24 protein-coding genes are annotated in these 26,898 nt (G+C 73.2%); 22 read left to right on the top strand and 2 right to left on the bottom strand.

The genetic code is table 11. The features are described from left to right. Positions 1-148 precede the first annotated feature (148 nt). From ACSNOA_RS16355 to ACSNOA_RS16295, 13 genes are all read left to right on the top strand, one after another. A complete protein-coding gene (locus ACSNOA_RS16355; RefSeq protein WP_436659283.1) occupies positions 149-853 on the top strand; it encodes a dihydrofolate reductase family protein in 705 nt (234 codons plus the stop codon). Positions 854-967: 114 nt separating this feature from the next. After that, a complete protein-coding gene (locus ACSNOA_RS16350; RefSeq protein ID WP_436659282.1) occupies positions 968-2,218 on the top strand; it encodes a D-alanyl-D-alanine carboxypeptidase family protein in 1,251 nt (416 codons plus the stop codon). A 487-nt stretch (positions 2,219-2,705) separates the two neighbouring features. Beyond that, positions 2,706-3,752, top strand: a complete 1,047-nt coding sequence (locus ACSNOA_RS16345; RefSeq protein ID WP_436659281.1) for a zinc-dependent alcohol dehydrogenase family protein — start codon at positions 2,706-2,708, stop codon at positions 3,750-3,752. Between the two features lie 102 nt (positions 3,753-3,854). Next, positions 3,855-5,531, top strand: coding sequence for an ATP-binding cassette domain-containing protein (locus tag ACSNOA_RS16340; protein WP_436659280.1), 1,677 nt, complete (start codon positions 3,855-3,857; stop codon positions 5,529-5,531). Then, positions 5,521-6,999, top strand: a complete 1,479-nt coding sequence (locus ACSNOA_RS16335; protein WP_436659279.1) for an aminotransferase class V-fold PLP-dependent enzyme — start codon at positions 5,521-5,523, stop codon at positions 6,997-6,999. Before ACSNOA_RS16340 ends, ACSNOA_RS16335 begins: the two co-directional genes overlap by 11 nt. 234 nt (positions 7,000-7,233) lie before the next feature. Beyond that, the gene (locus tag ACSNOA_RS16330; protein ID WP_436659278.1) at positions 7,234-8,508 is read left to right on the top strand and encodes a lactonase family protein; all 1,275 of its coding nucleotides are present in this window, start codon (positions 7,234-7,236) and stop codon (positions 8,506-8,508) included. Positions 8,509-8,661: 153 nt separating this feature from the next. Further along, positions 8,662-8,964, top strand: a complete 303-nt coding sequence (locus ACSNOA_RS16325) for an urease subunit gamma (RefSeq protein WP_436659276.1) — start codon at positions 8,662-8,664, stop codon at positions 8,962-8,964. A 55-nt stretch (positions 8,965-9,019) separates the two neighbouring features. Further along, positions 9,020-9,478 (top strand): urease subunit beta, encoded by a 459-nt coding sequence (locus tag ACSNOA_RS16320; RefSeq protein WP_436659274.1) that lies wholly within the window; start codon positions 9,020-9,022, stop codon positions 9,476-9,478. Positions 9,479-9,522: 44 nt separating this feature from the next. After that, positions 9,523-11,241: an urease subunit alpha gene (locus ACSNOA_RS16315; protein ID WP_436659273.1), complete on the top strand. Its 1,719-nt coding sequence runs from the start codon at positions 9,523-9,525 to the stop codon at positions 11,239-11,241. Between the two features lie 122 nt (positions 11,242-11,363). Next, positions 11,364-11,927 carry an urease accessory protein UreE gene (gene ureE, locus ACSNOA_RS16310; protein ID WP_436659272.1) on the top strand — a complete coding sequence of 188 codons (564 nt, stop codon included), beginning with the start codon at positions 11,364-11,366 and terminating at the stop codon, positions 11,925-11,927. 32 nt (positions 11,928-11,959) lie between these two features. After that, a complete protein-coding gene (locus ACSNOA_RS16305; protein ID WP_436659270.1) occupies positions 11,960-12,628 on the top strand; it encodes an urease accessory protein UreF in 669 nt (222 codons plus the stop codon). A gap of 23 nt (positions 12,629-12,651) precedes the next feature. After that, positions 12,652-13,335 carry an urease accessory protein UreG gene (gene ureG / locus ACSNOA_RS16300; protein ID WP_436659268.1) on the top strand — a complete coding sequence of 228 codons (684 nt, stop codon included), beginning with the start codon at positions 12,652-12,654 and terminating at the stop codon, positions 13,333-13,335. After that, on the top strand, positions 13,332-14,246 hold the full coding sequence (locus ACSNOA_RS16295) for an urease accessory protein UreD (RefSeq protein WP_436659266.1): 915 nt from the start codon (positions 13,332-13,334) through the stop codon (positions 14,244-14,246). The genes ureG and ACSNOA_RS16295 overlap by 4 nt, the downstream gene beginning before the upstream one ends. A 30-nt stretch (positions 14,247-14,276) precedes the next feature. Here the strand turns inward: ACSNOA_RS16295 and ACSNOA_RS16290 are convergent, their stop codons facing one another. After that, positions 14,277-15,782: a pyridoxal phosphate-dependent decarboxylase family protein gene (locus ACSNOA_RS16290; protein WP_436659265.1), complete on the bottom strand. Its 1,506-nt coding sequence runs from the start codon at positions 15,780-15,782 to the stop codon at positions 14,277-14,279. Between the two features lie 201 nt (positions 15,783-15,983). Here ACSNOA_RS16290 and ACSNOA_RS16285 point away from each other — a divergent pair, with 201 nt between their 5' ends. Both ACSNOA_RS16285 and ACSNOA_RS16280 read left to right on the top strand, forming a co-directional pair. Further along, positions 15,984-17,969 (top strand): hypothetical protein, encoded by a 1,986-nt coding sequence (locus ACSNOA_RS16285; protein ID WP_436659263.1) that lies wholly within the window; start codon positions 15,984-15,986, stop codon positions 17,967-17,969. Between the two features lie 79 nt (positions 17,970-18,048). Continuing rightward, positions 18,049-18,687 carry an HAD family hydrolase gene (locus ACSNOA_RS16280; RefSeq protein ID WP_436659261.1) on the top strand — a complete coding sequence of 213 codons (639 nt, stop codon included), beginning with the start codon at positions 18,049-18,051 and terminating at the stop codon, positions 18,685-18,687. Positions 18,688-18,712: 25 nt separating this feature from the next. On the opposite strand, the gene ACSNOA_RS16275 is transcribed toward ACSNOA_RS16280, so the two are convergent. Beyond that, positions 18,713-19,276 carry a RipA family octameric membrane protein gene (locus ACSNOA_RS16275; protein ID WP_436659259.1) on the bottom strand — a complete coding sequence of 188 codons (564 nt, stop codon included), beginning with the start codon at positions 19,274-19,276 and terminating at the stop codon, positions 18,713-18,715. A gap of 197 nt (positions 19,277-19,473) precedes the next feature. Between ACSNOA_RS16275 and ACSNOA_RS16270 the strand changes: the two genes are divergently transcribed. Genes ACSNOA_RS16270 through ACSNOA_RS16240 form a run of 7 tightly spaced genes read left to right on the top strand, consistent with a single transcriptional unit; the run spans position 19,474 to position 26,891 of the window. Further along, the gene (locus ACSNOA_RS16270) at positions 19,474-19,638 is read left to right on the top strand and encodes a hypothetical protein (RefSeq protein WP_436659257.1); all 165 of its coding nucleotides are present in this window, start codon (positions 19,474-19,476) and stop codon (positions 19,636-19,638) included. A gap of 7 nt (positions 19,639-19,645) precedes the next feature. Further along, positions 19,646-20,665, top strand: a complete 1,020-nt coding sequence (locus tag ACSNOA_RS16265; protein ID WP_436659256.1) for a hypothetical protein — start codon at positions 19,646-19,648, stop codon at positions 20,663-20,665. Further along, positions 20,650-22,287 carry a PEP/pyruvate-binding domain-containing protein gene (locus tag ACSNOA_RS16260; RefSeq protein WP_436659254.1) on the top strand — a complete coding sequence of 546 codons (1,638 nt, stop codon included), beginning with the start codon at positions 20,650-20,652 and terminating at the stop codon, positions 22,285-22,287. The genes ACSNOA_RS16265 and ACSNOA_RS16260 overlap by 16 nt, the downstream gene beginning before the upstream one ends. Further along, positions 22,284-23,636, top strand: a complete 1,353-nt coding sequence (locus tag ACSNOA_RS16255; protein ID WP_436659253.1) for an RtcB family protein — start codon at positions 22,284-22,286, stop codon at positions 23,634-23,636. The genes ACSNOA_RS16260 and ACSNOA_RS16255 overlap by 4 nt, the downstream gene beginning before the upstream one ends. After that, positions 23,633-24,916: an aminotransferase class III-fold pyridoxal phosphate-dependent enzyme gene (locus ACSNOA_RS16250; RefSeq protein WP_436659252.1), complete on the top strand. Its 1,284-nt coding sequence runs from the start codon at positions 23,633-23,635 to the stop codon at positions 24,914-24,916. Before ACSNOA_RS16255 ends, ACSNOA_RS16250 begins: the two co-directional genes overlap by 4 nt. After that, positions 24,910-26,112, top strand: a complete 1,203-nt coding sequence (locus ACSNOA_RS16245; protein WP_436659250.1) for an amidohydrolase family protein — start codon at positions 24,910-24,912, stop codon at positions 26,110-26,112. Before ACSNOA_RS16250 ends, ACSNOA_RS16245 begins: the two co-directional genes overlap by 7 nt. Then, entirely contained in the window at positions 26,109-26,891 is a 783-nt protein-coding gene (locus ACSNOA_RS16240) for a hypothetical protein (RefSeq protein WP_436659248.1), read from the top strand. The genes ACSNOA_RS16245 and ACSNOA_RS16240 overlap by 4 nt, the downstream gene beginning before the upstream one ends. The last annotated feature ends 7 nt before the right edge of the window (positions 26,892-26,898 follow it).

Raw genomic sequence — 26,898 nt, 5'->3', positions numbered from 1 at the left:
CCTCCCCTCGTCCCGCGACAGCCCGTCCGAGGCTCCCGTGTGACCGGCGCCACAGCGTCCAGGTGTCGGCCCACGACTGTCGGCTCCGACCGACGGGTGCGGCGGCACCGAAGGCGGTGCCGCCACGGAACGGACGAGGAGTGACGCGATGACCAAGGTGACGGCACAGATGTCGGTGTCGCTGGACGGTTTCTACGCCGGTCCCCGGCACACGGGCGACGGCGACTGGATGGCGTCCGCCGAAAGCGCCGGGTTCTTCCGGATCACCCGGTGGGTGACCGAGGGGCTCGCGTGGCGCGAGCGGCAGGGCTTCGCCGGCGGCGAGCGGGACACGAACTCCGACGTGATCGCCGAGACGTTCGAGGCGGCCGGCGCGTACGTGATGGGCCGGCGCATGGCCGACGGCGGCGAGGTGCCCTGGGGCGAGGAGCCGCCCTTCCGGGCGCCGGTCTTCGTCGTCACGCACCGCCCGCGCCCCCGTCTGGACCGCCGGGGCGGCACCAGCTTCACGTACGTCACCGACGGGGTGGCCGCCGCCGTCGAGCAGGCGCGCGCCGCTGCGGGCGGCAAGGACGTGGCGGTGGCCGGCGGGGGCAGCCTCGTCCGGCAGGTGCTGCGGGCCGGCCTGCTCGACGAACTGGAGCTGCACGTCGTGCCCGTCGTGCTGGGCACGGGTCTGCGGCTCCTCGACGCCGACCTGGACCTGGGCGAGAAGGAGGCGATCGAGCTGACCCCGACGCGTGTGATCCACGATCCGCAGGTCACCCACATCCGGTACGCGGTGCGGGGCCGCGCTCCCCTCGTGCTCGACGACCGTGGCAGCGGCGGGGGGCCCACCCGCGTCACCGGCTGACCGCCCCACATGGCACGAGCCCGGACGGCGCGCGCGGAACCGATCAGCAGAGCGGGCGGAGTACTTCCTCGAAACGGGCCTTGTCCCGCGAACAGCCGATTACCGTACGTAAGCGTGACGACCATTCGGGTTACCTCCGCGGCGCTCGGCGCCCTGCTGACCCTGCCCGCCGTCGCGGCGACACCGCCGAAGGCCGCGCCCGCCGCCCCGTCGCGGGCGGCGGGCGCGGCCTCGGCGCGGGCGGCGGCTGCGTCGGACGTTCCCTGCCCGGCCGTGAAGCCGCCGGTGCCGCCGCCCGCCCTGCCGTCCCCGCCACCGGTCGACGCGGCCCAGCGCGCCGTCGGCGGTCCGGCCCTGGCGACGGCGGGGCTCGCGAGCCCGCCGGGCGCGCCCAGACCGCCGGCGGTCACGGCAACCGCCTGGCTGGTGGCGGACCTCAAGACCGGTGAGGTGCTGGGCGGGTGCGGGCCGCACGAGCACCGCACGCCCGCCAGCGTCCAGAAGCTGCTGTTGGCCGCGGCGCTCATGCCGCGCCTCGATCCCGCGCAGACGGTGGAGGTGACCCGGGCGGACCTGCGTGACCTCGATCCGGCCAGTTCGCTCATGGGCGTGGTGCCCGGCGGCCGGTACTCGGTCGAGAGCCTGTGGCTGGGGCTCCTGCTCCGGTCGGGCAACGACGCGGCAAACGTGCTGGCCCGCCTCGGTGGGGGCGCGGCCGGCCGGCAGGGCGGGGTCGACGCCATGAACGAGGAGGCCCACCGGCTGCACGCGAACCAGACCCACGCCGCCACCCCCTCCGGGTTGGACGGCCCCGGCCAGTACACGAGCGCGTACGACCTCGCGCTCATCGCGCGCGCCACGTTCGCCCGTGAGGACTTCCGGCGGTACGCCGCCACGACCCAGGCGGAGATCCCCGCGGGGCCGGCGAATCCCGGGTTCGTCATCACGCACGACAACACGCTGCTCGGCCACTATCCCGGCACGCTGGGCGGCAAGACGGGGTTCACGGACCTGGCGCGGCAGACGTACGTCGGCGTGGCCGAGCGTGACGGCCGCCGGCTCGCGGTCACCCTGCTCGGCGCGGAGACCGCGCCGCTGGGCAGCCTCGGCGAGTCGGCCGCCCTGCTGAACTGGGGTTTCGCACTTCCGCGCGGCACGTCCGTCGGCCACCTGGTGGCGCCCGACGAGAAGAAGTACGAGCAGCCCGTCGTCCCGGTCAAGGGCGAGCGGGAGGAGACGACCGGTGGGCACTCGTCCCGGTCGCTGACGGTCGGGCTCGGTCTCGGCGGCGCCGCCGTGGTGACCCTGCTGCTCCTGGCCGTTCCCTGGTGGCGCCGGAACGCCCGGCGAGGCGCGGGAGGCTGACCGGCGCGCCGGGCCGGGTGGACGCCGAACGACCGCGCGCTGCGGTCACGGGCGTACCGGTCCGCGGCCGCCGCCCGAGGTCACCCTGCGTCAGGTGACAGGCAGTCACTTCCGGCGCGGGGGTCGCACCACCGCCGCGGACGCTTTGCTCTGCACCCACCGATGCACCACGTCGCTGGCCTGGGGAAACCCGGAAGCGGACGATGGCATCGCCCAGCGCCGCGGTGACGGACCGTCACTGGTGCGTATGGGGGTGCAGAGCAAAGGATCCGCGGGTGGGCGGTGGGGGCCTGGCAATCGGTCACGTCAGGTCACCACGTCCCGGCCGTCCCCGGCCACCAGCTCGGAGCGGCCCGAGGCGGCCGGGACGGCCCGAGGCGGCCAGGACGGCCGGGACGGCCCGGGAATCACCGGCTGCCGGGGCGGACCCGCCGTCGGGGCCGCCCCGACGTTCCGGGACCGGCGGGCCCGTGTGAGGATCCCGCGCATGCGTGCGGTGGTCTTCGACGAGTTCGGCGCCCGACCCGAGGTCCGCGACGTCCCGGATCCGGTGCCGCCGGCCGGTGGAGCGGTCATCCGCGTCGAGGCCACCGGGTTGTGCCGCAGCGACTGGCACGGCTGGCAGGGGCACGACCCCGACATCCGGCCGCCGCACGTTCCCGGCCACGAGTTCGCCGGCGTGGTGTCGGCGGTGGGCGCCGGTGTACGCGGCTGGCAACCCGGCGACCGGGTCACCGCGCCCTTCGTCTGCGCGTGCGGGCGGTGCCCGGCCTGCCTGGCGGGCGACCAGCAGGTGTGCGAGCGGCAGACCCAACCCGGGTTCACCCACTGGGGGTCGTTCGCCGAGTACGTGGCCGTGCACGACGCCGACGTCAACCTGGTCCGGCTCCCCGACGAACTGGACCACCCGGCGGCCGCGGCGCTCGGCTGCCGCTTCGCCACGGCGTTCCGGGCCGTGGTCGGCCAGGGGCGCGTCGCGGCGGGCGAGTGGGTGGCGGTGCACGGCTGCGGCGGTGTCGGCCTTTCCGCCGTGATGATCGCGGCGGCGTCCGGCGCCCGCGTGGTGGCCGTCGACATCGCTCCCGGGGCGCTCGACCTGGCCCGACGCTTCGGCGCCACGGTCTGCCTCGACGGCACCACCCTCACCGGCCCGGGCGCGGTGGCCGCCGCTGTCCGGCAGGCGACCGGGGGCGGCGCGCACCTCTCGCTCGACGCGCTCGGCAGTCACGCCACCTGCGCCGCCTCCATCGAGAGCCTGCGCCGGCGCGGCCGGCACGTCCAGGTCGGACTCCTGCCCGCCGCGCAGGGCCGCCCCGCGCTGCCCATGGACCTCGTCATCGCGTACGAGCTGGAGCTGCGCGGCAGCCACGGCATGCCCGCGCACGCGTACCCGGAACTGCTGCGCCTCGTCACGGCGGGCGTGCTGCGTCCCGCCGACCTGGTCACCCGGACCATCGGGCTGGCCGACGTGCCCGACGCGCTGGCCACGATGGACGGACCGGCCGCCGGCGGCATGTGCCTCGTCCGTCCCTGACCGAACGGTCAGCGCGCGGGGCCTCCCGCTGACGGTCATCTGTGCGATATTCGGGTCGCAGGCCGGTGTCCCCGACCACCGGCCGGATTGGCCGCACCGCACATGACGACCGAGGAACTCGCGTCACCGACGCGGGCCGGCGCGCGGATCACCGCCGTCGGCCTCCACGAGACCGTGCCCGACGGTCGCCGGATCCTGGACGACGTCTCGCTGACGATCGAGCCCGGTGAGGTGGTGGCCGTCCTCGGCGCCAGCGGCGCCGGGAAGACGACGCTGCTCGAGATCCTCGCCGGCGTCCGGCGGCCGGTAGGGGGCACCGTGGAACACGACGGCGTCGCCCCCACCGGCGCCGTCGGGTTCGTGCCGCAGGACGACATCATCCACCGCGAGTTGCCGCTGGAGCGGACGCTGCGGTACGCGGCGCGGCTGCGGTTGCCCGCCGGGACGGGCCCGGCCGAGGCGGCGCGCCGGGTAAGCGACGCGCTGGCGGGCCTGGGCCTGGACGACCGCGCCGCCGTGCCGGTGGGGCGGCTCAGCGGCGGGGAACGCAAACGGGCCAGCATCGCGGTCGAGCTGCTGACCCGTCCCGGCGTCCTCCTCCTCGACGAACCCACGTCCGGGCTCGACCCGGCGGTCGCCGTGGACCTGCTGCGCGCGCTGCGGTCACTCGCCGACGCCGGGGCCACGGTCGTGCTCAGCACCCACCAGGTCACCGACGTCGACCTGTGCGACCGCGTCGTCGTGCTCACCCGCCAGGGCCGGCTGGCGTTCGCCGGCGCCCCGGCCGCCGCCCGGGAGTTCTTCGGCGTACGGTCGCTCGCCGAGGTCTACCTGCGGCTCGACGAGACCGACGACCCGGCCGCCTGGCCCACCCGGTTCGCGGCCCGGCGCCCCGACCCACCCCCGCCAGCCGTCACGCCCCGCCCCGCCGCGCCGGCCCCGGGACCGGGCCGGCTGCGGCAGTGGCGGGTGCTCGCCGCCCGCAACGCCGAGATCGTCGCCCGCAACCGGCTCACCCTCGCCATCCTGCTCGGCTCGCCCCTGATGGTGCTCGGCATGTTCGCGCTGCTCTTCCGCCCCGGCGCGTTCGACCCCGCTCACCCCGGCCCGACCGTCACCGTGATGATCCTGTTCTGGATCGCGTTCGGCGGCTTCTTCTTCGGTCTGACGTACGGGCTGTTGCAGATCTGCACGGAGGTGCCGATCCTGCGCCGGGAGCGGCTGGCCGGTGTGCGCTTCGCGCCGTACCTGCTGGCCAAGGTGACGGTGCTGCTGCCGCTGCTGGCCCTCGTGGACCTCGCCCTGCTCGGCGTGCTGCGGGCCACCGACCGGCTCCCGCCGGTCGACGGCCCCGACTTCGCGGCCCTGTACGCGACGCTGCTGCTCTCCTCCGCCGCCGCGCTCGCCCTCGGCCTGCTCTGCTCGGCGGCCGTCTCGGACGCCGCCCAGGCGACGCTCATGCTGCCGATGCTCTGCTTCCCGCAGGTCCTCTTCGTGGGGGCGATCCTGCCCGTCCCCGCCATGGCGGCGGGCGGCCGCTGGCTCAGCTACGCGATGTCGAACCGGTGGGCGTTCGAGGGGCTCGGCCACAGCGCCGGTGTGGAGCGGCTCTGGCGCGACGGCGCTTCGCCGCTCGGCCCGCCGCTGCTGGCCACGTACGGCGACAGCTTCTCCCGGCCAGTCTGGGTGAACTGGCTTGTCCTCGGCGGCTTCGCGCTGCTGTTTCTCGCCGCCACCTGGGCGGTGCTGCTGCGCAAGGCGTCCCGCCGTGCGGTCTGACGCCGCCCACCCGGCGCCCGTCACCGCGTCGCTGGCGGCGGACCCCGCGTACGCGGCCACACGCCGGATCGACGCGCTGCGCGCCACGGAGTACCAGCACCTCGACCGGGACGGGCACGTCTACCTCGACTACGCGGGCGCCGGGGTGCCCGCGCGGGCGCAGGTCGTCGCGCACCAGGAACGCCTGCTCGCCGGCCTGTACGGCAACCCGCACTCGGAGAACCCCACCTCGGCGGCCGCCGGTGCGCAGGTCGAGGCGGCGCGCCGCGCGGTGCTGCGGTTCTTCCGCGCCGACCCCGCCGAGTACGCGGTCGTCTTCACCCCGAACGCCACCGGCGCGTGCCGCCTCGTGGGCGAGGCGTACGGGTTCGCGCGGGCCAGCCCGCTGGTGCTGACCTGGGACAACCACAACTCGGTCAACGGCGTCCGGGAGTACGCCCGAGCCGCCGGGGCGCCGGTCCGGTACGTGCCGCTGACCGGCCCCGACCTGCGGGTCGCCGAGGCCGACGTGGTCGCGGCGCTCACCGCCGGTCGAGGCGGCCGGCGCTGGCCGTGGCGCGGGGCGGCCGGCCGCGGTCTGTTCGCGTATCCGGCGCAGAGCAACTTCACCGGGGTGCAACACCCGCTCGGGTGGGTGGAGCTGGCGCAGCGGCACGGGTACGACGTCCTGCTCGACGCCGCCGCGTTCGCCCCCACGAACCGGCTGGACCTCGGCGTCGTACACCCGGAGTTCGTGTGCCTGAGCTGGTACAAGCTGTTCGGCTACCCGACCGGGGTGGGCGCTCTCGTGGCCCGGCGGGATGCGCTCGCGCGGCTGCGCCGGCCCTGGTTCGCGGGTGGCACGATCCGCGCGGTCAGCGTGCAGGGCGACTGGCACCGGCCCCTGGACGACGAGTCCGGGTTCGAGGACGGCACGCTGAACTTCCTCGGCATCCCCGACGTGGCGTTCGGCCTCGACTGGCTCGACGGGATCGGCGTCGACCTCGTCCACACCCGGGTCGGCCTGCTCACCGGTTGGCTGCTGGAGCGTCTGGCCGCGCTACGGCACGGCAACGGCCGGCCGCTGGTCCAGCTCTACGGCCCGGCCACGGCCGACGGGCGCGGCGGGACCGTGGCGTTCAACTTCCGCCACCCGGACGGGTCGCTCGTCGACGAGCGGCTGGTCGCGCGGGAGTCGTCGGCGGCGGGCTTCTCCGTGCGGACCGGCTGCTTCTGCAATCCGGGCGCGGGCGAGGGCGCGTTCGGGATCGGCCGCGGCTCGCTGCGCCGGACGCTGCTCGCGCGCGTCGAAACGATCGACCAGTACCTCGCCGCGCTACGGCTGCCCACCGGTGGGGCCGTGCGTGTCTCGTTCGGCCTGGCCTCGAACGCCCGCGACGCCGAGCGGTTCGTCGCCTTCGCCGAGTCCACCTACCTCGACCGGGAGCGCCCCGCCGACGCGGCGCTCGCACCCCGGACCCGCTGCTGAAGACGACGGCCCGCCCGTCACCGGGGGAAAGATTCGGGTAGCGACCCGAGCCGTCAGAGAGTCGAGTAGCTTCGGGTTTGGGCCGAGTGCTGATCACATTCGGACGGGCGTCCCGCATCGGGAACAGCGATCCCGGCCCTCGACCTCCGGCGTGATTCCCGGGGAGGCTCCGCGGTCGACCGGGCACCGGTGGAACGCCAGGTTGTCAACGGAGCAGGATGCGAGGGCGTCGACATGCGGGGCAGGCAGACCGGAACGACCGAGGCGGCGCAGGGCGGAGACGTCCGGCACGGCGGGCACCTCTACCTGCAGACGAACGAGACACGCAACGCCGTCATCCACTATCTGCGTTCCGCCGACGGCATGATCACCGAGGTGGAGCGTGTTCCCACCGGCGGCGCCGGCTCCGGCACCTTCAAACCCATCAGCGGGCAGGAGAGCGCGCCGAACGCGTTCGAGGGCGCCGGCAGCGTCATCCTCAGCCCGGATCTGCGGTTCCTGTTCGCCACGAACGGCGGCGACAACACGGTCTCCAGCTTCGGCGTCGGCGACGACGGCCGACTTACGCTGGTCGACGTCAAGCCGACCGGGAACCCGGTGACCGGCCGCAGCGGCACGGCGAAGTCATTGGCGTACGCCCCGTCGATCGGCACGCTCTTCGTGCTGCACTCGTTCGGGCCGGATCACGTCCGCCTGATGTCGGTCGACGGCGCGGGGAAACTCTCGCTCCGCCTCCCCCGTTACACGGCGAACACGCCGGACAAGCCGAACCGCGTGGCCACCATGGTGACGCTCTCGCCGGACCAGCGGTTCCTCTTCGTCGGCACCACGTTCGACCAGCCGCCCACCGCGAATCCGGACGGGTCGGCGATCCTCTGGGTCCGTGGGCCGGACGGCCAGCTGAAGTCCATCGCCTCGAACGAGCCCGATCCTGACGGCCTCATCGTCTTCCCCGTACTGCCGGACGGCAGCCTCGGCCAGCCCTCGCTCTACGACGCCCACGGCGGCTCACCCTTCTACATCGCCTTCCTGCACAACCGACCCGACACCTTCGTCGTCGGCCAGGCCGTGGGCGACGGCATCGTGATGGGCACCATCGACGGCGAGGGCCGGGTCGACATCGGCCGGCTCGTACAGATCGACACGAGCGCGGGCAAGCCCTCCGAACTGTGCTGGATGTCGGTCTCCCCCGACGATCGGTGGGTGTTCACCACGAACTTCGGCTACAGCGGCATCAGCACCTTCCGCATCGACGGCCCCGAACCCGTGGTGGCCCAGGACCCCGCCTGTCCGAGGGTGCCCGGCGACGGCACGTTCCGGGCGCTCAACGGCACGGTGAGCAGCGGCCCCAGCGACAACTGGCTGACGCCCGACGGCGCGTACCTGTACCAGATCTACGGCAACGCCTCGAAGCTCGTGGGGTACGCCGTCCAGGCGGACGGTTCCCTGCAGGAGATCTGCAGCGCGCCGATCCCGTACAACAGCCCGCAGGGCCTCGCAGGCGTGTGACCGCGCACCCCGGCGGTCCCCCGCGCCGATCGTGACGCGGCTGTTTACCCGTTTGGTCCGCTGTGCCCCATTGACTCTCCTATGGTGTTCACGGACGCCGTCGCGCGACCACTCCCACCGCCCGCGCGGCGTCGACACCAGAGGAACACCACGATGCACCTCACGCCCAAGGAGCTGGAGAAGCTGACCATCCTGTCCCTGGCCCAGATCGCCACCGCGCGTCGCGGCCGTGGGGTGAAGCTCAACCACCCGGAGGCGGTGGCCGTGATCGCCGCGGCGGCGCTCGAAGGCGCGCGCGAGGGCAAGTCGGTGGAGGAGGTGATGCATGACGCCAGTCATGTCCTCACCCGCGCCGACGTGATGGACGGCGTGGCCGACATGGTGCCGATGGTCCAGGTGGAGGCGGTGTTCACCGACGGCAGTCGGCTGGTCACGGTGCACGCGCCGATCCAGTAGGCGCAGGCGGCGGACCAGCGGGCGCCCCGGAGAGCAGACGAAAGGCGAGGAAGCGGTGGCGAAGGACTTCAGCCGGCACCCCGGGCCCACGGCGAAGCACCGGTGGCCCATCGGCGGATACATCCTGGCCGACGAGCCGCTGGAGCTGAACGCCGGCCGGCCGACCATCCGGATCGAGGTGGTGAACACCGGCGACCGCCCGATCCAGGTCGGCTCGCACTTCCACTTCTTCGAGGCGAACCGGAGCCTCGAGTTCGACCGTGCGGCGACCTTCGGGTGGCGGTTGGACATCCCGGCGGCCACGTCCGTCCGGTTCGAGCCGGGCGACCGCAGGACGGTCCAACTCGTGCCGTACGCGGGCCGGCAGCGGGTCTACGGATTCAACGGCCTGGTCAACGGGTGGACCGGCACCGGTCCCGTCCCGGGCTACCAGCCGGACCGGCCGGAGGCCCTGCGGCGGGCCCGCAGCCGGGGATTCCGGTCCACGTCCGCCCAGGACGACACCGCGACCTAGACACAGCCCGACCAGGGCCGCGGAGCGCGGCCGGGAGCGACACGATGAGCCAGATATCCCGGCAGGAGTACGCCGGACTGTACGGGCCGACCACCGGCGACAAGATCCGGCTGGGCGACACGGACCTGTACATCGAGATCGAGCGTGACCTGCGGACACTCGGCGACGAGGCGCTGTACGGCGGTGGGAAGACCCTGCGCGACGGCATGGGCGCCAGCGCCCAGTTCACCAGCGCCAACGGGGTCGTCGACCTGGTCATCACCAACGTGACCGTCCTGGACGCCAACCTCGGCGTGGTGAAGGCGGACGTCGGGATCAAGGACGGCAGGATCGCCGGCGTCGGCAAGGCCGGCAATCCCGACACCATGGCGGGGGTCACGCCGGAGCTCGTGGTCGGCCCGGGCAGCGACGCGATCTCCGGTGAGCACCTCATCCTGACCGCCGGTGGCATCGACACGCACGTGCACCTCGTCGCGCCGCAGCAGGCGTACGCGGCGCTGAGCAACGGCATCACCACCATCTGGGGTGGCGGGACCGGCCCGAGCGACAGCTCCAACGGCGTGAACAGCACACCCGGGCCGTGGAACCTGCACGCCATGATGCGCGCCTTCGAGGGCATTCCCATCAACATCGGGCTGATCGCCAAGGGCAACAGCTCGGGGCTCGGGCCGCTGGAGGAGCAGGCGCTCGCCGGGGCGGCCGGTTACAAGCTGCACGAGGACTGGGGCGCCACGCCGCAGGCGATCCGGTCGGTGCTGACGGCGGCCGAGCGCTTCGACATCCAGGTGGCGGTGCACACCGACACGCTCAACGAGAGCGGCTACATCGAGGACAGCATCGCCGCGTTCGAGGGCCGGACCATCCACACGTACCACACCGAGGGATCCGGCGGCGGCCACGCACCCGACATCATCAAGGTCGCCGGTCAGATCAACTGCCTGCCGAGTTCCACCACCCCCACGAACCCGTACGGCGTCAACAGCCAGGCCGAGCTGTTCGACATGATCATGGTGGCCCACAACTTCAGCCCGAAGGTCCCCTCGGACGTCGCGTTCGTGGAGAGCCGGGTCCGCGCGGAGACCATCGCCGCGGAGGACGTCCTCCATGACCTGGGCATCATCTCGATGATGTCCAGCGACTCCCAGGCGATGGGCCGTATCGGGGAGAACTGGCTGCGGGTCATGCAACTGGCCAGCGTCATGAAAGCCGCCCGGGGCCCGCTGGCCGAGGACGCTCCCGGCAACGACAACTTCCGGGTGCTCCGGTACGTCGCGAAGATAACCATCAACCCCGCGATCACCCAGGGCATCTCGCACCTGCTCGGCTCCGTCGAGCCGGGCAAGATCGCCGACCTGGTGCTGTGGGAGCCGGCGTTCTTCGGCGCCAAGCCCAAGATGGTGATCAAGAACGGGATGATCCTCTGGTCGATCATGGGTGACCCGAACGCCTCGGTGCCCACCCCACAACCGGTGCTCTACCGGCCGATGTTCGGCGCGTACGGCACGGCGCTGAGTGAGAGCTGCGTGACCTTCATGTCTCAGGCGGGTCACGAGGCCGGGGTGGGCGAGAAACTCGGCCTCCGCCGACAGGTCCTGCCGGTACGCGGAACCCGCGGGCTGACCAAACGCCACATGGTACGCAACGACGTGCTGCCACACATCGAGGTGGACCCGGAGACCTTCGCGGTGAAGGTCGACGGCGTGCACGCCACCGTGCCACCGGCTCGGAACCTCCCGCTGACCCAGTTGTACTTCTTCAGCTGACCGGCGCCGGAGCCGACGGGCACCGGCGCCCACCGACCGGGGCGGCGGCCGGTCCCACGACCGGCCCCGCAACGGACACCACCATCGCCACAATCAGTCAATCGGGAGCGAAGGACGACGAGATGCTTGTCGAATCGGTGCTGGGCAACGCCAACGAGCCCACCTGGGAGACCCGGCTCGGCGCGGTCCGGGTGGATCGCCTCATGCTCGACCAGTGGGAGGCGCAGAAGAACCGGCTGCGCAAGCACACGGTGGACGGTGTCGAGGTGGCGCTGTCGCTGGGACGGGGCAACCGGTTGCGTGACGGCGACGTCCTGCACTGGGACGAGGCCCGGGCGACCGCCATCGTCGCGCACGTCGAACTGGGCGAGGTGATGGTCGTCGACCTCGGTCGCCTCGCCAAGGAGCCGGCCGAGCTGGGCCTGCGGTCGGCCGTCGAGCTGGGTCACGCCATCGGCAACCAGCACTGGCCTGCGGTCGTCAAGGGCACCCGCATGTACGTGCCGCTCACCGTGGACCGGAAGGTGATGGACTCGGTCATGCGGACGCACGACCTGAGCGGCATCTCGCACAGCTTCGTGCCCGGCACCGAGGTCATCGCGTACCTCGCGCCGCACGAGTCCCGTCGGCTGTTCGGCGGCGCCGACTCGACGCCGCACACGCACCTGCCCGAGCCCGTCGACTGATGACGGCATCCGGGTCGACGATTCCGGCGACGATGCGGCTCCTGCAGTTCGGCGACTCCATGTTCCCGGTCGGCGCCTTCTCCTTCTCCGGCGGACTGGAGATGGCGGTGCAGGCCGGTGTCGTCCGGGATCGGGAGGAGCTCGCGGAGTTCGTCCGTACCGTGACGCACGTGGCGGCGACCGGGGACGGCGTGGCGCTGCTGCACGGGCACCGCGGCGCGCTCGCCGCGGATCTGGGCCTGGTACGCCGGGCGGACGAGGCCGTCCACCTCCGCAAGCTGTCCGAGGAGGCCCGGACGATGACGCTGCGGATGGGTCGCAAGCTCGCCGAGGCGGCCGCGCAGATCATCGGGGACTCGATGCTCGACAGGCGGTTCCGGGACGCCGAGACGGACGGCGTCCCGGTCACCTACCCCGTTGCGCTCGGTGCGCTCTTCGCCAGCGTCGGGCTCACCGAGCAGGACGCCTTCGCCGTGCACCAGTACGGCGTCGCGGTCACCGTGCTCGGCGCCGCGCTGCGGCTCATGCGGGTCGACCACCTGGACACCCAGTCGATCCTCTACCGGGTCAACGCGACGGCCGCCGAGGAGTACCGGCGCGCCGCGGTCGCGGGTCTCGACGACATGGCCGCCTTCGCGCCCATGGTGGACGTGCTGGCAGCGGCCCACGTCCACGCGCACGTCCGCATGTTCATGAATTGACGGCACAGTTTTCGGGAGTGGTGATGAGATCAGTCAGTCGGATCGGCGTCGGAGGACCGGTCGGAAGCGGCAAGACGGCGATCATCGAGGCGGTCGTACCCCGCCTGGTGGACAGTGGGCTCCGGGTGCTCGTGGTCACCAACGACGTGGTGACCACCGAGGACGCCACCCACGTCCGACGGGCGTTGACGGGGGTCCTCGTGGCGGAACGGATCATCGGAGTGGAGACCGGCGCCTGCCCCCACACCGCGGTGCGGGAGGACCCGAGCATGAACCTCGCCGCCGTGGAGGACATGGAGGCGCGCTTCCCCGACAGCGACCTGGTGCTGATCGAGAGCGGTGGCGACAACCTCACGCTCACGTTCAGCCCCGCGCTGGTCGACTACTTCGTCTACGTGATCGACGTGGCCGCCGGCGACAAGATCCCCCGCAAGAACGGGCCGGGGATCTCGCAGTCGGACATCCTCGTGATCAACAAGATCGACCTCGCCCCACACGTCGACGCGGACCTCGAGGTCATGGCGGCCGACGCGACCCGGATGCGTGGCGGGAAACCGTTCGTGTTCACGAACTGCAAGACCGGCGTCGGCATCGACGACCTCATCTCACTGATCCGGTACCACGCGCTGTTCGACCTGCCGCAGGCGGCCGACCCCGGCCGGGCGCCCGCCGACCGACAGCCGGAGGCGGGGCGGGTCCCGGCGTGATCCCGCTGGACGCCGCACCGGAGCTGGCGCCGTACCTCGACGAGCCGGCCCAGCTGCCCGGCGGCGCTCCGGGCAAGGTCGGGCTGCTGCGACTGGCGTTCGAGCAGCGTGGCGGCCGGACGGTGCTCGCGGACCTGTTCCGCCAGGCGCCGCTTCTCGTCCAGCGGGCCCTCCACTGGGATGCGGCGATGCCCGAGATGGCTTGCGTCTTCGTCATCTCCACCTCGGGCGGGACGCTCCAGGGAGACCGGTACCGGATCGACGTATCGCTCGGTGCGGGGGCATGGGCACACGTCACCACTCAGGCGGCCAACAAGATCCAGGCCATGGACGCGAACTACGCCACACAGCTCCAGCGCATATCCCTCGCCGAGGACGCGTACCTGGAATTCCTTCCCGAACCGACCATCCCCTACCGGCACAGCCGCTTCGTCAGCCACACCGCGGTCTCTCTGCCCACGTCGGCGACGGTCCTGTACGCGGACATCCTGCTGCCCGGCCGCAAGCACCACCGCGACGGCGAGGTCTTCCGGTACGACCTCTACTCCTGCACCGTCCGAGCGGCGCGGCCCGGCGGACCCGGGCTGTTCGTCGAGAAGTACGTCGTCGAGCCGGCGCGGTTCGGTGTCGACCGCCGCGGGGTGCTCGACGACCTCCACGTCTTCGGCAACGCCGTGCTGCTGACCTCGGCCGCGCGGGCCCGCCGGGTGGCAGAGCAGGTGCCGCCCGTCTGGGACCCCGACGTTCCGCTCGTCGCCGGTGTCAGTCGGCTACCGAACGACGCCGGTCTGAGCTACAAGGTGCTGGGGCGGGAGACCGAGCCGGTCCGAGCCCGGATCCAGGAGTTCTGTGCCGTCGCCCGGGCGGTCACCGTCGGCCGGGGTGCGCCCTCCGTCTTCGCCTGGCGATGAACACCGCAGGCGGCCTCGCGGTGGCCGTCTTCAGGCTGGCGCCTCCGACACCTGCTCGGCGGCCCGGCGGACGTCGTCGAGCAGCACCTCCATGTCGCGGCGGGTGGTGCGGTAGTTCACCACACAGCCGCGCAGCGCGAAGCGCCCGTCGACGCTCGCGTTGGACAGGTACGAGCTGCCGCCCTGCTGGAGTACGGTCAGGATCCGCTCGTTGAGGCGGTCGAGCGCCTCCTCGTCGGCGGCGGTCCGGGCCGCGGTCCGGGCCGCGGGCGGCAGGTAACGGAAGCAGAAGATGGACAGCTCGACGGGGGCGAGCAGCTCGAAGTCGTCGCTGGCGGCCACGAGGTCGGCCAGGTGGCGGGCGCAGTCGAGGTTGCTCTCGATCGCCTCGCCGAGGGCCCGCGTGCCGGCGTACGCCATGAGCATCCAGAGCTTCAGCGCCCGGAACCGTCGGGACAGGTCGGGGCCGTAGTCCCAGAACGCGAACGCCTCGGCGGGCTGGGTCTGGGTGATCCGGACGTAGTCGGCGTCGTCGAGGGCGAAGGCGGCGCGCGCCGCCTCGGGGTCGCGGTAGATGAGGCAGCCGCAGTCGGCGGGCAGGTAGAGCCACTTGTGCGGGTCGAGCGAGATGGAGTCGGCCTCGGACAGGCCGTCGAACAGCGGGCGGGCCGAGGGAGCGAGCCGCGCGAACCCGCCGTAACAGGCGTCGACGTGCAGCCACAGGCCGTACCGCCGGGCGACCGCCGCGATCTCGCGCAGCGGGTCGACGGCGCCGGTGACCACCGTGCCCGCGGTGGCCACCACGCAGAACGGCTCCGCCCCCGCGGCCAGGTCCTCCTCGATCCGGCGTACGAGGTCGTCGACGTCCATCCGGAAGCGGTCGTCGACAGCGATCTCCCGGACGTTCGCGCGGCCGATGCCGAGCAGCGCGGCCGCCTTGTGGACCGAGTGGTGGCTCTTGGTGGAGACGTAGACGCGCAGCGGCGCGGGATGCGCGCCGGCCCCCTGTGCGGCCACCGCGTCGCCGCAGTGGCGGTGCCGCGCCGCGGCGAGCGCCGTGAAATTGGCCATCGAGCCGCCGCTCATGAGCAGGCCGTCGGCGCCCGGGTCGCAGCCCAGAGCCTCCTTGATCCAGTCGATGACCACGTGCTCGAGTTCGGTGGGGGCTGGCGCCGACCGCCACGCGGGAAGGTTCGCGTTCAACGCCGACGCGAGGAGGTCGGCCACCGACGCCACGGCGGTGCCCGGCGCCGAGATGTAGCCGAAGAAGCGGGGGTGCCCGCTGTGCCGGCTGCCGGGCGCGACGACCTCGCGGAAGACCTCCAGCAGGTCGGCGAAGTCGCGGCCCTCGACGGGCAGCGGCTCGGCGAGCTGCTTTCGCAGCTCTGCGGCGGTCGCGCGGGGGGCGATGGGCAGGTCCCGGACGGCGTCCTGGTAGGCGGCGACCCACTCCAGGGCGGCCGCACCCATGTCGCGGACGGTGGCCGGTGACGGGTCCAGGGCGGTGTCCGGGCGCGCCGGGGGGTTGGCGGTCATGGCCGGAGGATAGTTCGCCTTCCGCCCGTCCGCGGCACCCGCGCGTGCCCCTTTTCGCGGGCTGCGGGGCAGCGTCCCGAAACGCGTATCGGATATCCGACTCGGCACGGATGCGAATGTGATCGATGCTGTGAGGGAGGCTCGGGATCGTCGGGGCCGGCGGCCGTGACGCGCCGCCGGACGCGCACCGGAGGGCGGAGCATGATGCACGGCCAGGACTGGCCCATCCACGACGCCGTCCACGGCGTGATCGACTTCGACGACCCGGCGCTGTTCGCCCGGCGCGACCTCCTCCAGTTGCTCCTCGAGTCGCCACCGCTGCAACGCCTGCGCCGGCTGCAGCAACTGCCCTTCGGCGATCACGCCTTCCTGTCCTCCACCCACAACCGGTTCTCGCACGCCGTGGGCACCGCGCACATCGCGCTGCGGCTGCTCCAGCGTCTGCACCGGACCGGCTTCTTCACCGCAGCCGCCGTCGCCGACCTGCGGAAGTCCCTGCCCCGGCTGGCCGCCGGGGCCGACGACGCCACCTTCGTCCGCCGGGTGGGCGAGCACGTGGTGTTCGCCGGTCTGCTCCAGGACATCGGCGAGCTGCCGCACAAGCCATCGGTGGGCCTGTTCCTGTACCCGCACGCCACCATCGCGACCCGGGTCGCAGGCGACCTCGAGGTGTCCACGTACGGGATGTCGGACAAGGAACTCTTCACCCTCAACGGCGTCGTCGACCTGTTCCAGGCGCACGAGCCGCTACGGTCCGGGCTGGACGTCGGGGTGCTCGGCTACCTGATCGCCGGCCAGCCGACGCCGGACATCCACGTGACCGACACGCTGGCGGCCGTCCGGCAGATCGTGGACGGCGTCGTCGACGCGGACCGCCTGGACTACGTGCACCGGGACTCGCACCACTCCATCAACAGCGGCCTCTCGGTGGCCGACCACGTCATCGACTCACTGGTCACGTACGACCGGGACGGCCCGATCTTCAACTCGACCGGCCCCGTCGCCAACTTCCTAATGCTGCGCGCCGTCCTGCGCTCCCAGGTCTACTCGGCGCCGGCGGTGCGGTTCCGGGTCACCCTGCTCGCCGTCGTCATGTCCGAACTGCTCCGGCGGCACCCCGACTGGATGACGAAGTACTTCGACGCCGGCTACGGCACGCTCAGCGGCGAGGCGTTCCTGCGCCTCGACGACACGTCCCTGTTCGCGAACCTGCACCGACTGCGCGTCGACCGCGAGGCCGAGGTGCTGGACCGTCACGTGGCCCGGGCCGCCGACGTGCTGCTGCACGGGGGCACCCCCTACGAGTACCACTGGCTGGACCGTCCGGCCACCACCGAGGAGCCGACCCCGGTCGCGCTGCGGCCCGACATCTTCGTCGACGCCTACTGGGACTACGAGACGCATCGGCTGTACCGCCCGGCGTCGGTGCGGGTCTGCGGGGCGCCGCACGCCGACCCCACCGAGACGGTGCCGCTGGAGCGGACCGCCGGCCACGTCAGCGAGTTCCTGCAGATGATGTGGGACGCCCCGCCGGTGCAGAACAACGTGCTGTTCTTCGTACCGCCGCACCGCAGCGAGTGGTTCCGGTCGACGGCGGCGCTGGGCGAGGCGGAGCGGCGGGGCCTCTACCAGGCGGCCATCACGCGCGACGCCGAGGTGCGACTCTCCGTCGTGGACGACACCCGGGACGAGGCGACGCACACCGGCCCGGCCATCTTCGTGTCGTTCTGCTGGGAGGACATCGACTCCATGCGCGCGGTCCTGCGCCTGCTCTACGAGCGCCGCCGCCGCTACTACGCGTTCGTCGAGGACTACCACGGTCTGGGCGGCAACACCAGGAAGAACGGGTCGCGGTACGCGGCGCAGGCCGACGCCGCGATCATCCTGCTCTCCCCTGCGTACGCGAGGCGCGCCACGGACGCGAAGGGCAACATCTACCCGGAGCTGATCGCGCTCGGCCGGAAGGTTCCGGCCCAGCGGATCGTCCCCATCACCCTCGACGTGAAGGCCGTCTACCGGGAGGAGCTGGACAACTTTCCCTGGGCGCTCATCGGGTACGAGGAGGCGCCGTTCCTCGGCGCACCCATCCGCAACGCCACCACCAGCCAGATCGCCCGTGCCCTGGACACCGCGCTCAGCGTGATCGACACCTCGTGGAAGGACCCGGCGGACGCGACACGTCGATGAGTCGACGATGACCGGTGCCCCATCCCCTACGCTGCACGCATCCACCCACATCCCCACTCGACGAAGGTGCATGACCGCGATGAGCATCGCAACCGACCGCAACGCCGCCGTACTGGCCCTCGACGTGGACGGGGTGCTCGTGCATCCGAGTGCACGCTTCGACGGCGGACCGTGGGACAGCCAGATCCAGGACGAGCTGGGAATCGAGCCGCGGGCGCTGGGCCAGCGGTTCTTCAAGGTCTACTGGCCCGAGATCATCGTGGGTAAGCGTGATCTGCGCGAGACGCTGGAGAGCGTCCTGCCGGAGCTCAACCCCGACGTGTCGGTCGACGACTTCCTGCGCTACTGGTTCGTGAACGACGCGCGCGTGGACGAGGACGTCGCCGCGGAGGTGCGTACGTGGCGGGAGCGCACCGGCGGGCGGTGCATCGCCGTGACGAACCAGGAGAAGTACCGGGTCGCCTACCTGACGGAGGAGGTCGGCCTCGGCGAGCTGTTCGACCACATCGTCTGGTCCGGCGAGCTCGGATTGACCAAGAGCAACCTCGGCTTCTACCTGGCGGCGCAGGCCACGGTCGGCTGCGACGACCCGCGCCGCATGTGGTTCTTCGACGACGACGAGGCGAACGTCGCCGTGGCGACCGAGGCGGGCTGGCGGGCCCACTACTTCGTGGGGCTGCCCGAGATGCGGCAGGTGCTGGCGGAGACGTACCGGTAGCGGCGCGTCGGCCGCCGGGGGTGCCTCAGACCGCGGCGGCCACCACGAGCCCGAGCAGGGTCAGGTAGGCCACGGCGAACACGACGGGCACCCACTGTTCGAGGTACGCCAGCGGCCAGTAGAGCGACCTGTCCCGGCCCGAGCCCAGGCCCTTCCACTCCGCCCGCCAGTACGGCGACGCCGGCAGCCGCTCCTCGATCATGCCCACCACCCGGTACTTCGCGGACGCGAGCTGCCGGTAGGAACGCAGGATCCACAGCCACGCGCCACACTGCACGACCAGCATCGCCACCGGCAGGACGAACGCGGCCGGTGGTATCCGCACGCCCTGCGCCCACACCACGTTCACGGCCGTGAACACGGCGGTGTTCACCGTCAGGAAGAAGGTGTTGGCGGCGCCGCGACGGGCGCTCACGCGATCGGCCATCTCCACGTAGAGCTTGTACTGCTCGAGGATCGCGGCCTGGTAGCCGTCTCCCGCCTCGGCGTACGACCGGGCGTCGACGCCGGGCGTCCACAGGGCCGCGCGGATGGCGTCGACGTCCACCTGGCCGCGCCCCAGATACCGGCGCGCCGCACCCGTCAGCATCGCCTGATTATCGGTGTCCTGCCGCGTGCGGGCCAGGGGCCACCGGCCTGAGACGGGTGCGGCGGTCCGCTCGCCATTGCGGCCCCATCGGCCCTTGTGCCCGGAGCGGGGAAACCATAGTGTCCATTCACATCCAGTGACCGTCGTCACTACGGTCGGCGACCGGACGGCGGTGCATCCACCGAGAGGGGTGCGACATGGCCGAGAGTGTCGCGAGCGACCTGGCCATCGCTCGGCTCATCCAGCGGCTCGGCGGTAGCAAGCGCCGGAGTGCCCTGGACGAGCGGGCCCACGACACGTCGGAGCGGAGGACGGACACGCCCGCCCGACCCGACGATTCCGACGAGCCGAAGCCGGCGTGAGCCGATCTTGGAAAGTCGATGGCGCGACCTCGTCGTGCTCGACTACGAGGTCGACTTTCCCACCGCGTCCCGCCTCGAACTCGCGCTCTACAGCACCGGAGCCGCACTGGCTCCCGGCGCGCTGCTCGGTGAGCGGCAGCGGTGGGGCGTCCATCGGCACCCGGGGCTCCTCGAGGTTCCCGCGAGCCACTACGACCGGGTGCTGGACGAGTTCGGCGTCCGCTGCGCGGACCCGCGGTTCGTCCGAGGCCTGGGCGAGCGGCTGGCCGCCTGCGTCGGTCGGCTCGCCCGGGCCACCGCCGACCTGGCCGGAGCGGAGCCGCCGGACACGACCACGATCCGCGGGGTCGTCGACGCGCTGACCGAGCTCATGGCCTTCCACGTCCTCAACTGGGCGCTGCCGCTTCCGGAAATCGAGGGCTGGCTCGCGCGCTTCACCGAGGACGGGGATGCGGCCCGGGCGCTCCTCATGCGCCTGCTGGTCCCGACCACTCCGGCTCACCTCGTGGACGTCGCCGCCCTCACCGCGGCCGCCCACCGCGACATCCACGCCGGCGCGTGGTCACCCGGGCGGGCCGCCGACCTGTCCGCCCGCATCGGCCACCTCCAGGCCCCGGGCCTCGCGGTGCGGCCTTTCGAGGATCCCGCGACGCTCGAGGCGTACGTACGATCCCTCGACGCCGGCGACGTGGACCACCTCGGCGCCATGCGAAGGTCACGGAACGCGGCGCAGGACCGGCTGGCCCGGGACACGAGCATGCTGCTGCTCGCGACCGGCGGCGAACCCGCCGACGTCGACCGGGCGTGGGCCTACACGGCGGTGTGCCGCCTGGCCGCCGAGGAGGAGGAGCAACGCCGGCGCTGGCAGGGCGCCTCGCTCCGGGCGATCCGGATCGCCGCGGAGCGCGCCGGTGTCCGACCCGACGCGATCCTGCCCAGCGCCTGTGACGCCGACGGCGCGGCACCAGAGCACACGACGCCGGTGCTCGACCCGTCGGACGAGGCGTGGGCATGGCTGCGCTCCTGACCGACCTCACCCGCGCCGGGCCCACCTCCGCCGGCGCGAACGCCACGGCCGCGGAGATCGGCGGTAAGGCGGCGGGCCTACGCCTCGCGCAGGCCCTCGGATGGCGGGTGCCGCCGACGGCCGTGATCGCCGCGAGCGGTGTGCCGCAGGGCGACGACCCGGTGGACCCGGCGTGGCTGCGACAGGCGTCCGCGGAAATCGTGGCGTGGGCGCGGTCCCGGAGCGTGGGGCACCTCGTCGTACGCTCGTCGGCCACGGTGGAGGATCAGGCCAGGCACAGCTACGCGGGCGTGTTCTCGTCGGCGTTCAGCCCCCTCGACGGCGACGGCCTGGCCGCGGCGCTCGGGTCCGTGCTCGCCTCCGCTTCCTCCCCCGTGCGGTCGGCCTACGAGGAGGCCGCCGGCCTTCCCCGCGCGGCCGGCCGGCTCGCGATCCTCGTGCAGGCCACCGTGCCGGCTCGAAGCAGCGGCGTGGCGTTCGGCTGGCAAGGCCCGGGCGGCCGCCGGGCGATCATCGAGGGCACCTGGGGTCTGGCGTTGAACCTGGTCGCCGGAGTGAGCGTCGGTGACTCCCACCGGGAGGGCGCCGGGGCGAGCCACCAGGTCCGGCCGAAGCCGCTCGCCGTCTATCCGGTCGCGGGCCGCCGTCTGCGTCCCGGCGACGCGGTCGCCGCCCATCCCGGTGCTGCGGCGAGCGGCAAGGTGGTGTTCGTCGACGAACGGGCGGGCCTCGCGTACCTGCGCATGCCACCCGGCCTCGCCGACCGGGACTGCCTGCACCCGCGGCTCCTCGACGACCTCCGGTCCGTGCTGGGCTGTCCGGTCCCCGGATACGACACCGGCATGGACGTCGAGTGGGTCGAGGACGTGCGCGGCACGGTGTGGGTGGTGCAGCTACGCCCGTTGACCGCCGCGCCGCCGGACCCCGGCGACGGGCCGGCTCCGTCGTCGGCGGACGGGCCGCTGAGGGGCGAGCCGGGGGCGCCCGGGGTCTGGCGCGGCCCCGTCTCCCACGCCGGCCGCCTCGGGGCGTACGCGGCGGAGGACGGGCGGGTCCTCGTCTGTGGTGCGGCCCGGCCGGAGTTGCTGCCCGCCATCTCCCGCGCCGCGGCCATCGTGAGCTCCGACGGCGGGCTGCTCTGCCACATCGCCATCGTCGCCCGCGAACTGGGCAAGCCCTGCGTGATCGGTCTGCCGCAGGCCGAGACCGCGCTCGTCGAGGACGAGGTCGTCGTCGTGGACGGCACCGCCGGCACCGTACGCCCCGCCCCGGCCGCCACCGACGCGCCGCGCGCCGAGGGCTCGGGCAGCGGCGACACCGCTCTGCGTTTCCTGCCGCCCGACGAGGCCCCCGCCCCGGACGACCCGGTGGTGGCCGCCGCCGAGGTGGCCGTCCTAGTGCTCACCCCGCACGCCCGGGTCACACCCGACATGCTGGCGGCCACCTCCGGAAACCTCGTCGTCGTCGCCACCGGCAGCCTCGCGCGGGACCTGGGTCGCGACCCCGACTGGCGGGCGTGCCACCTCGCCGGCCGGTGGTCGTTGCTGGCGCGGGGCACGACCGACTCGCGCGCGCTGGATCGGGTGGCCGACCTGCTGTCGAGGGCGGGAGCGCCCCGATGAGCCGGACGTTCGACGTGTTCGAGGGCCGGTTCGGCGACGCGCCGACCCGCGGCGTCCGGTTCCTGGTGGGCGCCGAGTTCCTCGGCCCGCTCCTGGCTTCACCCCTGCGGGACCGGCTCGCCCGGGTCGCACGGCTGCCGCACGTCGTCGGTCCGGTCGTCGCCCACCCGGACGTCACCGCCAAGCCCTTCGGCTTCCCCGCCGGCGTCGCGCTGACCACGGCGAGCGGATGGCTGTACCCGCTCTCGGCACCCGACATGGGCTGCGGCTACCTCGTCGTCGACTCCGGCATCACCATCGACCCCGACGGCCACGACACCGCCAAACTCGCCGCGGCCTACGACGCCATGACCTCCCGCATCGGCGTCGACTCGCCCGAGCGACCCGACGTGTCCGTCGACGTCCGGGCCGTCCTCACGGCGGGCCTGTCGGCGGTCGGGCCGCCACGCACGTTCGACGCGGCGAAGGCCGGGGCCGAGGAGAACAACAGCTGGCCCGCCGACGTCACCCTCCTCGACGCGGGTTTCATCGACGCCGCGCTCCGCCGGAGCCTCGGCAGCGCGGCCGGTCACTTCCTCGCCTGCTACGTCGTGCAGCGGCCACTGCTGCCGTCCGCGCCGCCCGCCGGGCGGATCGTCGTCGTGGTGCACGTCGGCGCCGCGCCGATCCGCGACCACCTCAACCGTCGCGGCGTCTTCCTCGAGCTGGCCGAGGAGGCCGTACGCCGGGGCATCTCCACCGAGCGGGACGCCGCCGACGGCCTGTTCGGCGTCGACCTCGAGACCGAACGGGGCCGGGCCCTGCTCGGCGCCGCGATGGCGGCACGTAACTTCGGGTACGCCAACCGTCAGCTCGTCGCCGACCGGGTCGTCGCGGCGCTCGCCGAGGCCCTGCCGGCCTGCGTCGTGGCGCCCGCCGTCCAGCTGCGGCACGTCGACCACACCGCGTTCGAGCGGACCGAGGGCGGGATCCGGTCCCGCCGTGGCCTGCAACCGGTGCACGCGGACCGGCCGCTGTTCGTCACCGGCGGCGAGCACACCCACGCCTACCTCTGCGCCACCGGCGGCAACCCGGCGATCGGCGACGGGGTGTGCTGCCACGGGGCACCCGTCCGCGACACACCGACCGTCCCACCCTCGGTCTGGGACCGGCCCGACCTCGACGTGCCACCCGCCACGCTCCGCGGGTGGGTGGCCGCCATGGTCGCCAACACCCGCTTCGACGAGGAGCGGTTCTGGACCGACGTGGCCAACCTCGAGGGGGTGGTCGGCCAGCTCGCCGCCCTGGACCTCGCCCAACCGGCCGCACGCCTGCGGCAACTCATGAACTACCGGGAGACCGGGCTGTGACCGCGTGGTGGGCCGGCGAGGCGAGGGACGCCGACGAGCAGCGCCGACACCTGCTCGACGGCTACGCCGCCCGGGTAGCCGACGACCTGACCGCCCCTCTGCTGGCGCTGCGGGCCCCCGTCTCGGTGATCGGCGCGGACGGGGACACGGTGCGGGGCGCCGACGGCAGCGCGTACGTCGACCTGCGGTGCGGGGCGGGCTCGGCGGCCCTCGGGCACCGGCCGCCACCGGTCGTCGCCGCGCTGCACGACGCCCTGGGCAGCACGGACATCGGCGACCAGCAGCTCCCGAGCACGCTGCGCGTCGACCTCGCCACGGCGCTCGGCGCCACTCTGCCGCACGGCCCGTGGCGGTGGCAGTTCTGCGGCAGCGGCAGCGAAGCCGCCGAGTTCGCCCTGCGTACGGCGATGGCGGTGACCGGACGCAGCCGGCTCGTCGCGCTCGAGGACGGCTACCACGGCCGGACCGGCCTCGCCGCGGCGGTGACGGACCCCCGGCACCTGCCCGGCCCCTACCCTCGCCTCGCCGTCGAGCCCGTCCGCATCCCGCCTGAGGGCGAGGCGGGCCTGTCCCGCGTCGACGACGGCGTGGCGGCCGTGATCGTGGAGCCCGTCCAGTTGACCGACCGGGTCCGCCCACTGGATCCGGAGTGGCTGCGCGCCCTGCGCCGGCGCTGCGACCGGGCCGGCGCGATCCTCGTCCTCGACGAGGTGAAGTCGGGTCTGGGCCGGTGCGGGCCGGTGTGGGCGCACGAGGCCAGCGGCGTCGTGCCGGACATGCTCCTCGTGGGCAAGGCCTTGTCGGGCGGCCTCTACCCGGTGGCCGCGTACGGGCTGCGCGACGACGGGCCGCTGCGCGGGTGGCGCAGCCCGCTGCGTTCGTCCTACGGGGGCAGCCTGCTCGGCATGGCGGTCGGCACGGCGGCGCTCGCCCAGCTCGTCGACCCCGCCAACCGCCGGCGGCACCGGCGCACGGCCGAGGCGCTCGAACGCCGGTTGCGCCGCCACCTGTCCCACCTCGGGGCCTCGGCGCCGCGGCTCACCCGGCACGGCGCGGCGTTCGCGCTGACCTTCGACGAGCCCGACACCGCGCTCTTCGTGGCCGCGGACCTGCTGCACCGCCGCGTGCTGGTGCCGATGCCGGCCGGCGACACGATCGTCCTGCTTCCGCCGCTCACCATCTCGACGGCCACCGCCGAGACGGCGTGCGCGCGCATCGCCGCCGCCGTGACGGCCGCCGCCACGGCACTACGACCCGGGCAGGGGGCGACGGCATGCTGATCTCCGCCGACTCGCACATCCTCGACCCGCCACACCTGTGGCGGCAGTGGCTGCCGGCCCGCTACCGGGATCGGGGCCCGCAGCTCGTGGAGGACGCCGACGGCGGGCACGCCTGGCGCTACGCGGGCGCTCGCGATCCGGAGCCCATCGGGCTGGCCGGCCTTCCGGGCCGGCCGGCGGACGAGCTGCGGCCCAGCGGAGTCCGCTACGACGAGATCCGCCCCGGCACCTTCGACGGCGCCGCGAGGGTCGCCGACCAGGACGCCGACGGCGTCGCCGCCGAGGTCATCTTTCCCAGCGCCCGCCCCCTGGGGCACTTCCTCGACGATCCCGACCGCGACCTCGTGCTGGCCGGTGTGGACGCGTACAACCGGTTCATCGTCGAGGAGTTCTGCGCGGCCGCGCCGGACCGGCTCTTTCCCGTGGCCCAGCTGCCCACCACCGGTGTCGACGACTGCGTCCGTACGCTGCGGGTCAGCGCCGAGCGGGGCTTCGTGGCGGCGGTGCTGCCGTGCTGGCCCACCGGTGGCGACCATCTCGACGCCGACAGCGCCGCCTTCTGGAGCTGCGCCGAGGACCTCGGCCTGCCCATCTGCATGCACGTCGGGTTCCGCTCCCGGCAGGAGCGGCTCCTGCTGCGCGAGCTGCACGAGCGCCGCCTCGACGACGAGCTGACGAGCGTCCGGTTCCACCCGTACGGCCCGGACCACGCGCCGCGTCCGCTGACGTACCACCACCGCGCGCCGAACTTCGGGGTGAGCCTGGGCCGGGCCGCCGCGGTGCTGAGCGACCTGCTGCTGTCGGGGTTGTTCGACGCCTACCCGCGGTTGCGGATCGGCCTCATCGAGACCTGGGTCGGGTGGATTCCCCGGGCCCTGGAGGCCGTGGACGACATCTGGGCCCGCAACCGTTTCCTGCGCCACGTCCCGCTGCGGCGGCCGCCGTCGACGTACTGGCACACCAACATGACCGCCTCCTTTCTCGACGACCGTGCCGGTGTCGCGGCGCGGCACGTCATCGGCCTCGGCAACCTCATGTGGTCCACGGACTATCCGCACTTCGGCACGTTCTGGCCCCGGTCCCGGGAGGTCGTCGACGCGAGCCTCGCGGGGGTGCCGCCCGACGAGCGCCACCGCATCCTCGCCGGCAACGCCATGCGCTTCTACGGGCTCACGAACCGGGTCCGTCCGGCGTGACAGCCCGCGTGCTGCCGCACTGGGTCACCGTCGGCGCGGCTCTCGACCGGCTCGCCCTGCTCGATCTCAAGCGCCGGCTCCTCCGGCTGGAGGGGCACCGTCGCACGGCTGTCGACGAGCACGGTCGGCTCCGGGCGGCCTGGCTCGCGGCCGGCCTGCCCCCACCGGAGACGACGGCGCCCTATCCGCTGCTGTCGTCCGTGCACCGGACGCTGTGGCGGCTGGAGAACGCGGTGCGGGACGCGGAGCGGCGGCGGGCGTTCGGGCCGGAGTTCGTAGCCCTGTTCGCGCGGATCCAGCGGTCGAACGCGGATCGGGCCGGGCACCGGCGGCTCGCCGATGCCGCCCTCGCGGCCGGCGGCGGGGCGGGTCTGCTGGAGGTCCCCGCCGGGCTGGACACCTACGCCGACCAGATCGCCATCGACGAGGTACGTCATGGGCGCGACCCGGCCCACCCCTTGACCCTCGCGAAGGTCCTACGCGACGTCTGGCTGTCCGACGGTCTGCCGGACCTCTTCGACGGGGCGGACTACCGGCGGTTGCGACTGGCCAACGACCGGCTCTGGAGCGTCAAGGACGATCTGGACGCCGGGCTGGCGGGCAGCGGCCCGGCGGTGGCCACCTGCCGCAGCCTCTACCTGGTCAACGACGCCCGGAGCCGGGTCAAGCGGCGTATCGCGGTGGCGCTCGGGTCGGCGCTGCGCGACGTCAAGGAGTACGCGGCCTATCCGCTGCCCGCCTCGTGGGATCCGGCGCGCCTCGACTGGCGGGTCGGCTGACCCGGCC

It is taken from the genome of Micromonospora sp. URMC 103 (assembly GCF_051386435.1).
Taxonomy (GTDB): Bacteria; Actinomycetota; Actinomycetes; order Mycobacteriales; family Micromonosporaceae; genus Micromonospora.
The sequence above is the reverse complement of the archived record's forward strand: the minus strand, read 5'-3'. Positions and strand labels throughout refer to the sequence as shown.

What these genes read in the sequence shown, in the direction of transcription:
- ACSNOA_RS16355 (WP_436659283.1), top strand. Translation starts at nt 149, where the DNA reads ATGACCAAGGTGACGGCACAGATGTCGGTGTCGCTGGACGGTTTCTAC.
- ACSNOA_RS16345 (WP_436659281.1), top strand. Translation starts at nt 2,706, where the DNA reads ATGCGTGCGGTGGTCTTCGACGAGTTCGGCGCCCGACCCGAGGTCCGC.
- ACSNOA_RS16340 (WP_436659280.1), top strand. Translation starts at nt 3,855, where the DNA reads ATGACGACCGAGGAACTCGCGTCACCGACGCGGGCCGGCGCGCGGATC.
- ACSNOA_RS16330 (WP_436659278.1), top strand. Translation starts at nt 7,234, where the DNA reads ATGCGGGGCAGGCAGACCGGAACGACCGAGGCGGCGCAGGGCGGAGAC.
- ACSNOA_RS16325 (WP_436659276.1), top strand. Translation starts at nt 8,662, where the DNA reads ATGCACCTCACGCCCAAGGAGCTGGAGAAGCTGACCATCCTGTCCCTG.
- ACSNOA_RS16315 (WP_436659273.1), top strand. Translation starts at nt 9,523, where the DNA reads ATGAGCCAGATATCCCGGCAGGAGTACGCCGGACTGTACGGGCCGACC.
- ureE (WP_436659272.1), top strand. Translation starts at nt 11,364, where the DNA reads ATGCTTGTCGAATCGGTGCTGGGCAACGCCAACGAGCCCACCTGGGAG.
- ACSNOA_RS16305 (WP_436659270.1), top strand. Translation starts at nt 11,960, where the DNA reads ATGCGGCTCCTGCAGTTCGGCGACTCCATGTTCCCGGTCGGCGCCTTC.
- ureG (WP_436659268.1), top strand. Translation starts at nt 12,652, where the DNA reads ATGAGATCAGTCAGTCGGATCGGCGTCGGAGGACCGGTCGGAAGCGGC.
- ACSNOA_RS16290 (WP_436659265.1), bottom strand. Translation starts at nt 15,782, where the DNA reads ATGACCGCCAACCCCCCGGCGCGCCCGGACACCGCCCTGGACCCGTCA.
- ACSNOA_RS16285 (WP_436659263.1), top strand. Translation starts at nt 15,984, where the DNA reads ATGATGCACGGCCAGGACTGGCCCATCCACGACGCCGTCCACGGCGTG.
- ACSNOA_RS16280 (WP_436659261.1), top strand. Translation starts at nt 18,049, where the DNA reads ATGAGCATCGCAACCGACCGCAACGCCGCCGTACTGGCCCTCGACGTG.
- ACSNOA_RS16275 (WP_436659259.1), bottom strand. Translation starts at nt 19,276, where the DNA reads ATGCTGACGGGTGCGGCGCGCCGGTATCTGGGGCGCGGCCAGGTGGAC.
- ACSNOA_RS16270 (WP_436659257.1), top strand. Translation starts at nt 19,474, where the DNA reads ATGGCCGAGAGTGTCGCGAGCGACCTGGCCATCGCTCGGCTCATCCAG.
- ACSNOA_RS16260 (WP_436659254.1), top strand. Translation starts at nt 20,650, where the DNA reads ATGGCTGCGCTCCTGACCGACCTCACCCGCGCCGGGCCCACCTCCGCC.
- ACSNOA_RS16255 (WP_436659253.1), top strand. Translation starts at nt 22,284, where the DNA reads ATGAGCCGGACGTTCGACGTGTTCGAGGGCCGGTTCGGCGACGCGCCG.
- ACSNOA_RS16245 (WP_436659250.1), top strand. Translation starts at nt 24,910, where the DNA reads ATGCTGATCTCCGCCGACTCGCACATCCTCGACCCGCCACACCTGTGG.